The organism is Roseixanthobacter liquoris (assembly GCF_043195135.2).
Classification (GTDB): Bacteria; Pseudomonadota; Alphaproteobacteria; order Rhizobiales; family Xanthobacteraceae; genus NCEH01.
Genome location: NZ_CM195537.1, coordinates 1,925,403 through 1,938,470 on the forward strand (window position 1 = coordinate 1,925,403; position 13,068 = coordinate 1,938,470).

Genomic DNA, 13,068 nt, shown 5'->3' on the forward strand with positions numbered 1-13,068 from the left:
AACGGCGGCGCAAGGCGTCGCAGGCCGGGGGAGCCGTGACAGGATCGAGGCCGGGGGCGCGCACGCCGTTCTACCGCATCCTCTATGTCCAGGTGCTGCTCGGCGCCGGCGCGGGGGCGGCGACGGGCGCGTTTTTTCCCGCCGTCGGCGCGGCCATGGGGCCGCTCGCCGAATTGTTCGTGCGCCTGCTGCATCTCATCGTCGCCCCCGTGATGTTCTGCACCCTCGTGCTCGGGGTCGCCGGCATGGGCGACGCGCGGTCCGTGGGGCGCATCGGCGGCCGGGCCATGCTCTATTTCGAGGCTGCCTCCACGCTCGCGCTCGGGCTCGGGCTGCTGGCCGGACTGCTGGTGCGGCCCGGGGCGGGGCTGGATGTGGCGGTGTCCAGCCTCGATCCGCGCGCGGTCGCGCCGTTCCTTCAGCAGGCCGAGGCGTCGAGCCTCTCCGGCTTCCTGCTCGACATCATTCCCGGCAGCTTCCTCGGCGCCTTCGCCGGCGGCGGCCTGCTCCAGGTGCTGCTGGTCGCCGTGCTCACGGGATTCGCGCTGGCGCGGCTTGGCCCCGATGGCGCGCGCATGTGCGCGGCGCTGCGGCGCGTGCAGGACATGGTGTTCGCCGTGGTTTCCATGGTGATGCGGGTGGCGCCGCTCGGCGCGTTCGGGGCGATGGCGGTGGTGGTCGGCCGTTACGGGCTCGGCGTGTTGGAGAATTTCGCCCTGCTCATCCTCACCCTCTATGCGACGGAACTGGTGTTCGTGCTGGGCGTGCTCGGCGCCGTCGGGCTGGCGTGCGGCTTCAGCATCCTCAAGCTGCTGCGGATGCTGCGGGAAGAGCTGATCCTGGTGCTCGGCACCTCCTGCTCGGAAAGCGCCCTGCCGGGGCTCATGGCGAAGCTGGAGCGCGCCGGCGTCGATGCGCGGGTGGTGGGGCTCGTGGTGCCGACCGGCTATTCCTTCAATCTCGACGGCACCAATCTCTACATGACGCTGGCGCTGCTGTTCATCGCCCAGGCGACCAACACCCCGCTTTCCCCCGCCGACCTGATGATGATCTTCGCCGTGACCATGGTGACGACGCGCGGCCTGCCGGGGGTTCCCGGCGCCTGCTTCATCGCGCTTGCGGCGACGCTGGCCATCGTGCCCCAGATCCCCATCGGCGGCATCGCCTTGCTGCTGGCGGTCGACCGGATCCTGAACGAGGGGCGGGCGCTGGTGAACATCGTCGGCAATGCGGTGGGAGCGATCGTGATCGCCCGCTGGGACGGCGCGCTCGATCCCGCGCGCTTCGCCGCCACCATCGCGATGCGGGGATCGCCCGGCGCCGTGGCCCCGGCGATCTCGGCGGGAGAAGCCCCATGACGCCTGTCGCCACGATAGCGGCTGCCCCGCGCAGGAGCCTGCATCGCATCCTCTATGTCCAGGTGCTCGTCGCGGCCCTGGCGGGAGCACTGCTCGGCCTGCTCTTTCCCGCCACCGCCGCGGCGATGGAGCCGCTCGGCCAGGGCTTCGTGAAGCTGATCCATATCCTCATCGCGCCGCTGGTGTTCTGCACCTTGGTGGTGGGCATCGCCGGGATGCGGGACGGCGGCAAGGTGGGCCGGCTCGGCGGCAAGGCGCTGCTGTATTTCGAGGCCATGTCCACCTTGGCGCTGCTGATCGGCGTCGCGGTGGGCGAGATCGTGCGGCCGGGGGAGGGGTTCGGCGTGCGCCCCGGCATGCTCGATGCCGCGGCGGTGGCGCCCTATCTGGACGGGCAGGAAAGCCACGGCATCGTCGACTTCCTGCTGAATATCATTCCCCGCACCCTGGTCGGCGCCTTCGCTGATGGGGACATCGTGCAGGTCCTGTTCGTGTCGGTGCTCGTTGGCTTCGCCATCAAGACGCTCGGGCCGGCCGGCGCCGGCGCGGTGCGCGCCATGGAGCAGCTGGAGCGCGCGGTGTTCGCCTTGGCCCGGCTGGTCATGGCCACCGCCCCCGTGGGCGCGTTCGGCGCCATGGCTTATGTGGTGGGCAAGTTCGGCGCCACGGCGATCGAAAACCTGCTGCTGCTGGTGGCGACGCTCTATATCGCCGAAATCGCGTTCGTCACGCTCGTGCTCGGCCTCGTGGGGCGGGTCTGCGGCTTCAGCATCTTTGCCCTGCTGCGCTACATCAAGGATGAGATCTTCCTGGTGCTCGGCACCTCCTGCGCGGAAAGCGCGCTGCCGACCCTGATGCCGAAGCTGGAGCGGGCGGGGGTCGACAAATCCGTGGTCGGGCTCGTGGTGCCGGCCGGCTACGCCTTCAATTCGGACGGCACGAACATCTATATCTCGCTCGCGGTGCTGTTCATCGCCCAGGCCACGGGCACCCATCTGAGCCTCGCCCATCTCGCCACCCTGCTGGCGGTGGCGATGCTGACGACCAAGGGCGCGGGCGGGGTCACGGGATCGTCCTTCATCGCGCTCGCCGCCACCTTGAGCGTGGTGCCGGACGTGCCGCTGGCCGGCCTTGCGCTGATCCTCGGCATCGACCGCTTCCTCAGCGAGGCGCGCTCCACCACGAATGTCATTGGCAATGCGGTGGCGACCCTGGCGGTGGCGCGGTGGGAGGGCGCGCTGGACCTGCCGCGCCTGCAAGCGGTGTTGCACGGACAGGCGCTCGAACCCGCGAAGACGGCGACGGAAGAGCCGGCGGCGTGAGCCAATCCGGGGCCGGCCCGCCCGCGGGGGAGGCTATTTCCAGCGGTCGGCGGCGGCGTCGTCGGTGCTCTTGGCCTCGACCCAATCGCCGGAACCGGCGCGATCCTCCTTCTTCCAGAAGGGGGCGTTGGTCTTCAGCCAGTCCATGAGGAATTCGGCGGCGGCGAAGGCGGCGCCGCGATGGGGCGAGGCCGTGACAACGAGCACGATGGGGTCGCCCGGCACCAGAGTACCGTGGCGATGCACGATGCGCGCGCCGAGCAGCGGCCAGCGCTGGCGCGCCTCCGCGATCAGGCGGTCCATCTCCTCTTCCGCCATGCCGGGATAATGCTCCAGCGTCAGCGCGGTGAGGGCGGTGCCGTCGGCGGCCAGATCGGCCCGGCAGAGGCCCGCGAAGGTGACCACCGCGCCCACGTCCACGCGCCCGCGCGTCATGGCCTCGGCCTCGGCGGCGGCATCGAACGGCTCGGCCTGCACGCGCGCGCCGAACGCGGCCTCGGAAGGGGCGAGGGAACTGCTCATGGCCTCAGCCGCCGGTCATGGGGGGAAAGAACGCGACTTCCCGCGCCCCGGCCAGTGTTGCATCGCCCTTCACATGGCGCCGGTCGAGCGCCGCGCGCACCACCGCCGGATTGGCGAAGGCATGGGCATGGGCAGAATCGCGCGTCGCCAGCCAATGGGCGAGGTCCGATACGGTCGCGACCTCCGGCGGCAAGACGATCTCCTCCTCGGCGAGGCCCACGCGCTCCCGCAGCCAGGCGAAATAGAGGATCTTCACCGGTCATCCTCCACCAGATGCCGCGCGCCGGCGCGGAAATAATCATAGCCCGTATATAAGGTGAGCACGGCGGAAACCCACAGCAGGCTGAGGCCGACAAAGGTGACGCCGGGAAGCACCAGATCGCCGGCCGGACCGGCGAGCAGGAATCCCACCGCCACCAGCTGCAACGTGGTCTTCCATTTGGCGAGCCGCGAGACCGGCACGCTCACATGCAGCTCGGCGAGGAATTCGCGCAGGCCGCTCACCAGGATTTCCCGGCACAGGATGACGATCGCCGCCCAGAGCGACCAGCCGCGGATCGTGCCGTCGGAGGCCAGGACCAGCAGGCTGGTGGAGACCAGCAGCTTGTCCGCGATGGGATCCAGCATGCGGCCGATGGCCGATTGCTGGGACCAGGCGCGGGCGAGATAGCCGTCGAAGAAATCGGTCACGGCGGCGGCGATGAACAGGCCCAGCGCGACCCAGCGCAGCCAGATGCCGCCGTGCAGGATGTCGGACCAGAACATGCAGCCCGCCACCAGGGGCACCGCCGCGCACCTGGAATAGGTGAGAAGGTTGGGCAGCGACAGGACGAGCCCGCGCTCCTTGCTGCTGCGGGGCCGCGCGCTGGGTCTGGTTTGGGCCTCGGCCATGTTGATGCGGCTCGTTCTTGGTTCGGGTGGGCGGCACCATGCCCCGGAATGCGGGCGGGGTCGAGGCGGGTGTCCGCGCCGGCGCGCGTCTCAGCGCCCCGGCTGGCTATGGAAATAGCCGTATATGGCCTGCGCGGTCGAGGCGTTGATGCCCGGGACCTGCTCCAGATCCGCGAGCGAGGCCCGCTCGATGGCTTTCAGCGTTCCGAAATGCCGCAGCAGGGCGCGCTTGCGCGTGGGGCCAACGCCGGGAATGGCCTGAAGCCCGGCGTCCGTGATGTCCTTCTTGCGGCGCGCGCGGTGCGAGCCGATGGCGAAGCGATGGGCTTCATCGCGCAGGCGCTGGACGAAATAGAGCACAGGGTCGCGCGGCTCCAGGCGGAACGGCTGGCGGCCGGGGATGAAGAATTGCTCGCGCCCCGCCTCCCGGTCGAGCCCCTTGGCGATGCCCACCAGGGGCACGTCGGTGATGCCGAGTTCCTCCAGGATCGCGCGCGCGGCATTGAGCTGGCCGAGGCCGCCGTCGATGAACACCAGGTCCGGCCAGGGGGACGTGGCGTCCGCCTCGTCGGGAAGGACCGGCGGCGCCTCCTCGACCGCTTCCTCGACCGCCTCCTGCATGGCCGCGTCCAGCACCGGCGGCGGGGCCTGTTCGTCCAGCGTCGGGCTGGAATTTTCTTCGACCGCCGGCGCGCCGGCACGCGGCGCTTCCTTCACCAGGCGGGCGAAGCGGCGGCGCAGCACCTCGCGCATCATGCCGAAATCGTCGCCCGGCGTGATGTCCGTCGATTTGATGTTGAACTTGCGATACTGGCTTTTGCGGAAGCCTTCCGGCCCCGCCACGATCATGCCGCCCACCGCATTGGTGCCCATGATGTGGGAATTGTCATACACTTCAATGCGCCGGGGCGGCCCCTTGAGCGCGAAGGCCTGCTGCACGCCGTCCAGCAGCCGGGCCTGGGTCGCGGTCTCGGCCAGCTTGCGGCCCAGCGCCTCGCGGGCGTTCTGCAAGGCATGGCTCACCAGATCGAGCTTCTCGCCCCGGCGGGGCGTGGCGATCTCCACCTTGGAGCCGGTCTTCTGCGTGAGCGCCTCGGCGATCAGCGCCTGGTCCTCCACCTCGTGGCTGAGCAGGATCAGGCGCGGGCAGGGCTTGTCCTCGTAGAATTGGGCGATGAAGGCGCCGAGCACCTCGCGTTCGTCGAGCGATTTGTCGGCGCGCGGATAATACGCGCGGTTGCCCCAGTTCTGGCCGGTGCGGAAGAAGAACACCTCGATGCAGGTGGCGCCGCCCTGCTGATGGCAGGCGAAGACATCCGCCTCTTCCACCGAGCGCGGATTGATGCCCTGGCTGCCCTGGACCGCGGAGAGCGCGGCGAGGCGATCGCGCAGGCGCGCCGCGCGCTCGAATTCCAGCGCCTCGGAGGCCGCCTCCATCTCGCCGGCGAGCTCCTCCTTCACCGCCCGCGAGCGGCCGCTGAGGAATGCCCGGGCCTCGCGCACCAGCTCCGCGTAATCGGAATGGCTGACCTCCCCGGTGCAGGGGCCCGAGCAGCGCTTGATCTGGAACAGCAGGCAGGGGCGGGTGCGATTCTCATAATAGCTGTCGGAGCAGGACCGCAGGAGAAAGGCCCGCTGCAGCGCGTTGATGGTGCGGTCCACCGCCCAGACGCTGGCGAACGGGCCGTAATACTCCCCCGGCCGGCTGCGCGCGCCGCGATGCTTGAGGATCTGCGGCGCCGCATGATCCGCCGTGATGAGAATGTAGGGGAAGGATTTGTCGTCCCGCAGCAGCACGTTGAAGCGCGGCTTCAGCTGCTTGACGAGGTTCGCTTCCAAGAGGAGCGCCTCGGATTCGGTGCGGGTGGAGACGAATTCCATGGAAACCGTCGCCGCGATCATGCGGGCGATTCGGTTGGTGTGGCCGACGAGCCGGGTGTAGCTGAGCACCCGCTTCTTGATGCTCTTGGCCTTGCCCACATAGAGCACCGTGCCGTCGGCGGCGATCATGCGATAGACGCCGGGGCCGGAGGGCGCATGCTTCACCGCGCGCGCGATCGCCTCCCGCCCGGTGGCGAGCGTGCCGGGAGAAACCTCATCTTCGGCTTGGGAGTCCAGCACCAGTGCGGCTTCGTCGTCCGTATCCTGGGGGTCGAAGCTGTCGTCGGGCTGGTCGAGGGGCGGGCGGGCGATCATGGCTGCAAGTTAGGGATTCGGCGCCGCCGGGGCCAGGGGGGCGAGGGCGGGAGGATCGGATTTACCCTTTGTTCACCCTGACTTTGTAATGCGGGCGTGCGGGAAGGGCGTCGGCCAGACTTCCTTTGCCATTTCCGACTTATGCCTTTTGCAGCATCCGGCTTCGGCCGGGTCATGGCAGGAGGATGGAGGATGAGCAGACGTTGGTTGGCCGCCGCCGCCGCGTGCATCAGCCTGACGGCGCCAGCGGGCGCCGCCGATATGACCCAGTATGGCGCTTATGGCTATGCACCTGCGGCCGCGCCGTTTTCCTGGACCGGCTTCTATCTGGGCGCCAATGCCGGCTATGGCTGGGGAACGGCGGCGTCTCAGAGCCCGGGCGGATTCATCGGAGGTTTGCAGGGCGGATACAATTTCCAGTTTGCCGGATCGCCATTGGTGGCCGGCCTCGAGGCCGACTTCGACTGGTCCGGCATCAGCGCGGGCGCATTTAACGTCGATTATCTTGGAACCGTAAGGGCTCGGCTGGGTTTTGCCTTCGACCGGGTGATGGCCTACGCAACGGCGGGCTTCGCCTACGGCCAGGGGCAGTTCGAGGTCGCGGGGCTGAGTAATTCGCAGGCACATTCAGGTTGGACGATCGGCGCGGGCGCAGAATTCGCCCTCGATCGCAACTGGAGTGCCCGAGCGGAATATCTTTACGTCGATCTTGGTAGTTCTACGTACTCATCATTGATCGGACCGGCCTCGGTCGGGTATGACGGTAATGTTCTGCGTGCAGGCGTGAACTATCGTTTCTAAAGTCTTAAGCTGGGAAATTAGAACCGTATTGGCGGGAAGCTTGAGTTTGCTGGCCCTTGATCGCCAATTGTGTTCTGATGTAGTCTCCTGGTCACAATGTCGCCCCGTTTTCTTGGGGCGGTGTTGCTCCAGGGTGACAGACGGGACGGCGGACTCGCTGTAAGGTCCGCTCATTCTGGTTTCGCATCGTAATGAAGGGTGTAACAATGTTGAAGCGCGCTCTCGCCGGGGTCTCTGCCCTGGCCCTCCTCGGCGGCGCCGCCTCTGCGGCCGACCTCGCCACCAAGTATCCCGTCAAGGCCGTGGCCGTCGTCCCGGTCTTCTCCTGGACCGGCTTCTACCTCGGCGGCAACGTCGGCTGGGGTTGGGCGAGCAACTCGTTCAACGTCTCGCCGTTCTATGGCGCGCCGTATTCCAACTACAGCGCCGGCGATGCCAATGGCTTCCTGGGTGGTGGTCAGATCGGCTACAACTACCAGTTCGCCAACAACATCGTTCTCGGTGTTGAGGCCGACGCGCAGTGGGGTTCGATCTCCAACAGCAGCCTCATCCTGAGCGGCCCGTTCATCGGCGCCAACGTCGAGCCCGAAATCAAGACCTTCGGCACGATCCGCGCCCGCGCTGGTTACGCCATGGATCGTTGGCTGCCCTACATCACCGGTGGTGCTGCTTGGGAGCGCGTGAGCTTCGGCAACTTCTACGGCGTCGACACCTCCACCACCAACTGGGGCTGGACCATCGGCGGCGGCGTGGAATACGCCTTCACCAACAACATCACCGCCAAGGTCGAATACCTGTATGCCAACTTCCAGGGCAACACGTATTCCATCCCCTCGACCCTCGGTTCGATCAACACCGACCTGGACGTGAACACCGTCCGTCTCGGCGTGAACTACAAGTTCTGATCGCTGATCGGTTTCGACTGATTTTCGAGCCCCGGGCGAAAGCCCGGGGTTTTTCTTTGTCGCACGGGAGGTTTCTAAATACCATTCACGTATGGGCGGCGCCATGGAGAGACCCCTTCGCTGCCACGCCTTCGCCTTCCGCACGCCATCTCCGGGCCAGCCTGGGAGCGGATGCTGCCGCTCGACGTCGAGAGTCGAGGTGCGTCCGATGAAAAGGCTTCTTCTGTCCGGTGCCCTGCTGAGCACCATGCTCGCGGCGCCCGCCATGGCGGCCGATCTGGGCAGGCCCGCGCCTGCACCGGCCCCGGTGGCCTCGGCGCCGCCGGTATTTTCCTGGACCGGCTTCTACATCGGCGGCAATGCCGGCTACAGCTGGGGCAAAGGCAAGGATGCGGCCGATTTCTACGGGCTCGATCCTTCCGGCTGGTCCGCGGGCGGACAGGTCGGCTATAATTACCAGTTCGTGAACAATGTTCTGGTGGGCGTGGAGGCCGACATCCAGGGCGGCGACATCTCCAGCGGCGCCTATGGCCTCTCCAGCACGCTGGATTATTTCGGCACCGTGCGCGCGCGGCTCGGCTATGCGTTCGACCGCGTGCTGCCCTATGTCACCGGCGGCCTCGCCTATGGCAAGAACACCATCACCGATTTCGGCATCAGCGATTCCAACACCCACGTGGGCTGGACCGTCGGGGGTGGCCTGGAATATGCGCTGACCAACAATTGGACCGCCCGCGCCGAGTATCTCTATACCGACCTGGGTTCGAAGACCTATGACAATATCGGCGCCGATGCGGGCCTCACCTCCAGCACCACCCGCCTGGGCGTGAACTACAAATTCTGACATTCGTGAAGGTTCGTGGAGCAAGGGGATGCGCCGCCGCGCATCCCCTTTTTTGTCGGGCCGAGGTCCATATCGCCACCCGGGGCAGCATTGATTTACCGCAGCGGGGTTTGCCGCATTGCAGCATTCGCGGTAATACGCCGACGCAATTCTTGAACGCCGCACGGGGCCGAAGGGACCCGCGCGGCTCGCGTCCGGCGCACCTCCCGTGATAGGAGCCGGACGAAGCGACAAAGAAAGAGGCCTCTTATGGCTCAGGACAGAGCATCACTGGGGCAGCGCCGCATCCGCGTCGGCGTTACCGGCATCGGCATCATGGGCTCCAACCATGCCCGCGTGCTGTCCCAACTGCCGGGCGCCGAACTGGTGGCCATCGCCGATCCCGACGCCGGCCAAGCGGGCCGCGTCGCCGGCTTCCTCGGTTGCCAGGCGGTGGCGGATCATCATGCGCTGCTGGAACTGGGCCTCGACGCCATCATCGTCGCCGCGCCGACCCATCTGCATCATCCGATCGCACTCGACATCATCAATGCCGGCACCTCCGTGCTGGTGGAAAAGCCGGTGGCCTCCACCGCCGAGCAGGGCCGCGAGATCATCGCCGCCGCCCGGGCGCGGGGCGTGACGCTGATGGTCGGCCATGTGGAGCGCTTCAACCCCGCCGTGCAGACGGTGAAGGAAGCGATCCGCGGGGAAGACCTGCTCTCGATCGCCATCACCCGCGTCGGCCCGTTTCCGCCCCGCATGTCGAATGTCGGCGTGGTGATTGACCTTGCGGTGCACGACATCGACCTGATCCGCTGGTTCACCGAGTCGGACATCGTCGAACTGCAGCCGCAGACCTCCAGCGCCATGGCCGAGCGCGAGGATATCGCGCTGCTGCAATTCCGCACCGCCTCGGGCGTGCTGGCGCACATCAACACCAATTGGCTCACGCCGTTCAAGGCGCGCACGGTGCATGTGGCCACCCGCAAGAAATACGTGATCGGCGACCTGCTGACCCGGCAGGTCACCGAATGCTTCGATTACCGGCCGGACGGCGCCTATTCCATGCGCCACCTTCCGGTGGCCTATTCCGAGCCGCTGCGCACGGAGCTGGAGAATTTCCTCCAGGCGGTGCGCACCGGCAATCCGCCGCCGGTCACCGGCGAAGAAGGTGTCGCGAGCCTGGAAATCGCCATCGCCTGCCTCAGCGAGCGCGCGGAAGCCAAGGCACGCTCGGCCCGCCTTCGAGCCGCAGGCTGAAGGGCTCCTTTCAAGGACTTATCATGACGTCTCACGTGAAGGCCCAGATGGCACCAATTCCCTTCATCGACCTCGCCGCCCAGCGCCAGCGCATCGGCGCAAAGATCGATCAGGCCGTGCAGGGCGTGCTGAATTCCTGCCGCTTCATCAATGGCCCGGAAGTGACGCTGCTGGAAGAGCGGCTCGCCGCCTTCGCCGGCTCGAAATATGCGGTGGCCTGTTCCAGCGGCACCGATGCGCTGGCGCTGCTGCTGATGGCCTGGGACGTGAAGGCGGGCGATGCCGTGTTCTGCCCCGCCTTCACCTTCTGCGCCACCGCCGAGGTGGTGCCGTGGGTGGGGGCGACGCCGGTGTTCGTGGATGTGAAGGACGACACCTTCAACATGGACCCGGAGAGCCTGGAACTGGCGATCGATGTCGCCAAGGACCGGGGCCTGATCCCCAAGGTGGTCATTCCGGTGGATCTGTTCGGCCAGCCGGCGGATTACGATGCGATTTTGCCCATCGCCGAGCGGCATGGGCTCAAGGTGCTGGCGGATACCGCCCAGGGCTTCGGCGGCACCTGGAACAACAAGCGCACCGGCAGCATCGGCGATGCCGCCGCCACCTCCTTCTTCCCCGCCAAGCCGCTCGGCTGCTACGGCGATGGCGGCGCCATCTTCACCGATGACGCGGACCTCGTCACCGTGCTCAAGAGCCTGCGCGAGCACGGGCAGGGCGTGGACAAGTATCAGAACGTGCGCATCGGCATGACCGCGCGGCTCGATACCATCCAGGCGGCGGTGCTGCTGGAAAAGCTCGCCATCTTCGAAGACGAGATCGCCGCCCGCGACAAGGTGGCCGCGCGCTATAACACCCTGCTCGCCGATGTGGCGGCGGTGCCCTTCGTCGATCCGCGCGCGACCTCGGTGTGGGCGCAATATACCATCCGCCTCGCTCCGGGCCGCCGCGATGCGCTGGCCGAAGCGCTGAAGGCGGAAGGCATCCCCACCGCCGTCTATTATCGCATCCCCATGCATCTCCAGCCGGCCTATGGCGCCTATCCGGCGGCAGGCGCGATCCTGCCGGTGGCCGAGACCTTGTGCGAGGAGGTCATCAGCCTGCCGATGCATGCCTATCTCGACGAGGCGACGCAGGACCGCATCATCGCCGCCGTGCGGCGCGCGCTCGCCGAATAGGGCGCTCCGCCGAACGGCGGGCCGCGCCGCCGGCGCCAAACCGGCGCCTGTGGGGCAGGGGGCGGCTTTCGCTTATGCTGCGCGGGCGATTCGGCGCGACGGGTGCACGCCCGTCGCGTTCGCACGCCGCCATTGTCCGCTTGTCACGAAAAGCCGGTTCATGTTCCGCAACATCCTTTCCGTCGGCGGGCTGACGCTGCTCTCGCGGCTCGCCGGCTTCGTGCGCGATGTCGTCATGGCGGCCGTGCTGGGCGCCGGGCCGGTGGCGGATGCGTTTCTCGTCGCCTTCCGCCTGCCCAATCATTTCCGCGCCATCTTCGCGGAAGGGGCGTTCAATGCCGCCTTCGTGCCCACCTATGCGCGCCTGAAGGAGCAGGGCGGGATTGCGACCGCGCGTGCCTTCGCCGATGAGATTCTCACCGCCATGGCGCTGGTGCACGGTGTTCTGCTGGCGGGCGCGCTGGCGTTCACGCCCCAGTTTGTGGGGCTGCTGGCGCCGGGCCTTGCCGATGATCCCGAGCGGTTCGCCCTCGCCATCACGCTGACGCGCATCACCTTTCCCTATCTGGCGCTGATCTCGGTGGCGACCCTGATCTCCGGCGCGCTCAATGCATCCGACCGGTTCGCCATGGCGGCGGCCTCTCCCATCCTGCTGAATGTGTGCATGGTCGGCACGCTGCTCAGCGCGGCGGCCTTTCCCACCGCCGGGCACGCGGCGGCGTGGGGCGTGCTGCTTTCGGGCATCGGGCAGGTGATCCTGGTGGGATGGGATGCGGAGCGCACGGGCATCGGCCTGCGCTTCGGCCGGCCGCGACTCGATCCCGGCACGCGGCAATTTCTCAAGGCCCTCGGCCCCGCCATTATCGGGTCCGCCGGGGTGCAGATCGCCTTGTTCGCCGATACGATCATCGCCACCTTCCTGCCCACCGGCGCGCTTTCCGCGCTCTATTACGCCGACCGCATCAATCAATTGCCGATCGGCGTGGTGGGCATCGCGATCGGCACCGTGCTGCTGCCCGAGATGTCGCGCCGGCTCGCCGGCGGCGATGATGCCGGGGCCGCCCATGCACAGGCGCGCTCCATCGAGCTGGCGGTGTTGCTGGCGTTGCCGTTCGTGGTGGCGGCGCTGCTGATTCCCGATCTCACCATGCGCGCTTTGTTCGCCCGCGGCGCCTTCACGCGCGGCGATGCGGCGGAGGCGGCCGCCACCTTGCAGGCCTATGGCATCGGGCTGATCGCCTTCGTGGTGGTGCGGGCCTTCATCGCGCCCTTCCATGCCCGCGGCGATACCGCGACGCCCATGAAGGCGGCGCTGCTGGCGGTGGCGATCAATGTGGCGCTGAAATTCGCCCTGATGGGGTCGTTGGCGCAGGTGGGGCTGGCGCTCGCGACCGCGCTCGGCGGCTGGATCAATCTCGGCCTGCTGATCTGGTTTGCCCACCGCCGGGGTCTGCCGGTGGGCGATGGAACCCTGCCGGGCAACCTCGTGCGGCTCGCGGTGTGCGGCCTGGTGCTGGCGGGCGTGCTGCTCGGCGCCGGTCCGCTGGCGGCGAAGCTCACGGCTGGGTTCGCCTTCGCTCGCGAGGAAGTGATCTTCCTGCTGGTGGTCGGCGCGGGGGGGCTTGCCTACGCGCTTTCCGTTTGGGCAATGCTGGGCCGCAGGTTCCTGAAGGCTCTGGCCCGGCGGCGCGCGGCCGAAGCCGCGGACGCCACGCGGACGAGCGATTGACGCTTTAAAGCGTTTTGCATCGCACATCGCTGTGCTATTCGACCTTCGCTGGTGACGCGGCACGTCGATTGCGGAAGGCG

General features: G+C 67.6%; 12 protein-coding genes. 8 read left to right on the forward strand and 4 right to left on the reverse strand.

The genetic code is table 11. The features are described 5' to 3' along the window. Window positions 1–35 precede the first annotated feature (35 nt). On the forward strand, window positions 36–1,358 hold the full coding sequence (gene dctA / locus V5F84_RS08465; protein WP_394044214.1) for a C4-dicarboxylate transporter DctA: 1,323 nt from the start codon (window positions 36–38) through the stop codon (window positions 1,356–1,358). Beyond that, window positions 1,355–2,680: a C4-dicarboxylate transporter DctA gene (dctA, locus tag V5F84_RS08470; RefSeq protein WP_394044215.1), complete on the forward strand. Its 1,326-nt coding sequence runs from the start codon at window positions 1,355–1,357 to the stop codon at window positions 2,678–2,680. Before dctA (V5F84_RS08465) ends, dctA (V5F84_RS08470) begins: the two co-directional genes overlap by 4 nt. Before the next feature lie 33 nt (window positions 2,681–2,713). On the opposite strand, the gene V5F84_RS08475 is transcribed toward dctA (V5F84_RS08470), so the two are convergent. The 4 genes from V5F84_RS08475 to uvrC form a co-directional block, all read right to left on the reverse strand. After that, window positions 2,714–3,202, reverse strand: coding sequence for a molybdenum cofactor biosynthesis protein MoaE (locus tag V5F84_RS08475; protein WP_394044216.1), 489 nt, complete (start codon window positions 3,200–3,202; stop codon window positions 2,714–2,716). A 4-nt stretch (window positions 3,203–3,206) separates the two neighbouring features. Then, on the reverse strand, window positions 3,207–3,458 hold the full coding sequence (gene moaD, locus V5F84_RS08480; RefSeq protein ID WP_394044217.1) for a molybdopterin converting factor subunit 1: 252 nt from the start codon (window positions 3,456–3,458) through the stop codon (window positions 3,207–3,209). Beyond that, window positions 3,455–4,093 (reverse strand): CDP-diacylglycerol--glycerol-3-phosphate 3-phosphatidyltransferase, encoded by a 639-nt coding sequence (gene pgsA / locus V5F84_RS08485; RefSeq protein ID WP_394044218.1) that lies wholly within the window; start codon window positions 4,091–4,093, stop codon window positions 3,455–3,457. The genes moaD and pgsA overlap by 4 nt, the downstream gene beginning before the upstream one ends. A 90-nt stretch (window positions 4,094–4,183) precedes the next feature. Next, window positions 4,184–6,289 carry an excinuclease ABC subunit UvrC gene (gene uvrC, locus V5F84_RS08490; protein WP_394044219.1) on the reverse strand — a complete coding sequence of 702 codons (2,106 nt, stop codon included), beginning with the start codon at window positions 6,287–6,289 and terminating at the stop codon, window positions 4,184–4,186. 192 nt (window positions 6,290–6,481) lie between these two features. On the opposite strand from uvrC, the gene V5F84_RS08495 reads away from it, so the two are divergent. From V5F84_RS08495 to murJ, 6 genes are all read left to right on the forward strand, one after another. Beyond that, window positions 6,482–7,090 carry an outer membrane protein gene (locus V5F84_RS08495; RefSeq protein ID WP_394044220.1) on the forward strand — a complete coding sequence of 203 codons (609 nt, stop codon included), beginning with the start codon at window positions 6,482–6,484 and terminating at the stop codon, window positions 7,088–7,090. A gap of 206 nt (window positions 7,091–7,296) precedes the next feature. Continuing rightward, on the forward strand, window positions 7,297–7,995 hold the full coding sequence (locus tag V5F84_RS08500) for an outer membrane protein (RefSeq protein ID WP_394044221.1): 699 nt from the start codon (window positions 7,297–7,299) through the stop codon (window positions 7,993–7,995). Between the two features lie 208 nt (window positions 7,996–8,203). Next, window positions 8,204–8,839 carry an outer membrane protein gene (locus V5F84_RS08505; protein ID WP_394044222.1) on the forward strand — a complete coding sequence of 212 codons (636 nt, stop codon included), beginning with the start codon at window positions 8,204–8,206 and terminating at the stop codon, window positions 8,837–8,839. Window positions 8,840–9,088: 249 nt separating this feature from the next. Next, window positions 9,089–10,081, forward strand: coding sequence for a Gfo/Idh/MocA family oxidoreductase (locus V5F84_RS08510; protein WP_394044223.1), 993 nt, complete (start codon window positions 9,089–9,091; stop codon window positions 10,079–10,081). A 23-nt stretch (window positions 10,082–10,104) separates the two neighbouring features. Next, on the forward strand, window positions 10,105–11,259 hold the full coding sequence (locus tag V5F84_RS08515; RefSeq protein ID WP_394044224.1) for a DegT/DnrJ/EryC1/StrS family aminotransferase: 1,155 nt from the start codon (window positions 10,105–10,107) through the stop codon (window positions 11,257–11,259). Between the two features lie 160 nt (window positions 11,260–11,419). After that, complete coding sequence (murJ, locus tag V5F84_RS08520) at window positions 11,420–12,988, forward strand: murein biosynthesis integral membrane protein MurJ (RefSeq protein WP_394044225.1); 1,569 nt, start codon at window positions 11,420–11,422, stop codon at window positions 12,986–12,988. The last annotated feature ends 80 nt before the right edge of the window (window positions 12,989–13,068 follow it).

What these genes read in the sequence shown, in the direction of transcription:
- V5F84_RS08515 (WP_394044224.1), top strand. Translation starts at nt 10,105, where the DNA reads ATGACGTCTCACGTGAAGGCCCAGATGGCACCAATTCCCTTCATCGAC.
- murJ (WP_394044225.1), top strand. Translation starts at nt 11,420, where the DNA reads ATGTTCCGCAACATCCTTTCCGTCGGCGGGCTGACGCTGCTCTCGCGG.
- V5F84_RS08495 (WP_394044220.1), top strand. Translation starts at nt 6,482, where the DNA reads ATGAGCAGACGTTGGTTGGCCGCCGCCGCCGCGTGCATCAGCCTGACG.
- V5F84_RS08500 (WP_394044221.1), top strand. Translation starts at nt 7,297, where the DNA reads ATGTTGAAGCGCGCTCTCGCCGGGGTCTCTGCCCTGGCCCTCCTCGGC.
- dctA (WP_394044215.1), top strand. Translation starts at nt 1,355, where the DNA reads ATGACGCCTGTCGCCACGATAGCGGCTGCCCCGCGCAGGAGCCTGCAT.
- V5F84_RS08505 (WP_394044222.1), top strand. Translation starts at nt 8,204, where the DNA reads ATGAAAAGGCTTCTTCTGTCCGGTGCCCTGCTGAGCACCATGCTCGCG.
- pgsA (WP_394044218.1), bottom strand. Translation starts at nt 4,093, where the DNA reads ATGGCCGAGGCCCAAACCAGACCCAGCGCGCGGCCCCGCAGCAGCAAG.
- V5F84_RS08510 (WP_394044223.1), top strand. Translation starts at nt 9,089, where the DNA reads ATGGCTCAGGACAGAGCATCACTGGGGCAGCGCCGCATCCGCGTCGGC.
- V5F84_RS08475 (WP_394044216.1), bottom strand. Translation starts at nt 3,202, where the DNA reads ATGAGCAGTTCCCTCGCCCCTTCCGAGGCCGCGTTCGGCGCGCGCGTG.
- uvrC (WP_394044219.1), bottom strand. Translation starts at nt 6,289, where the DNA reads ATGATCGCCCGCCCGCCCCTCGACCAGCCCGACGACAGCTTCGACCCC.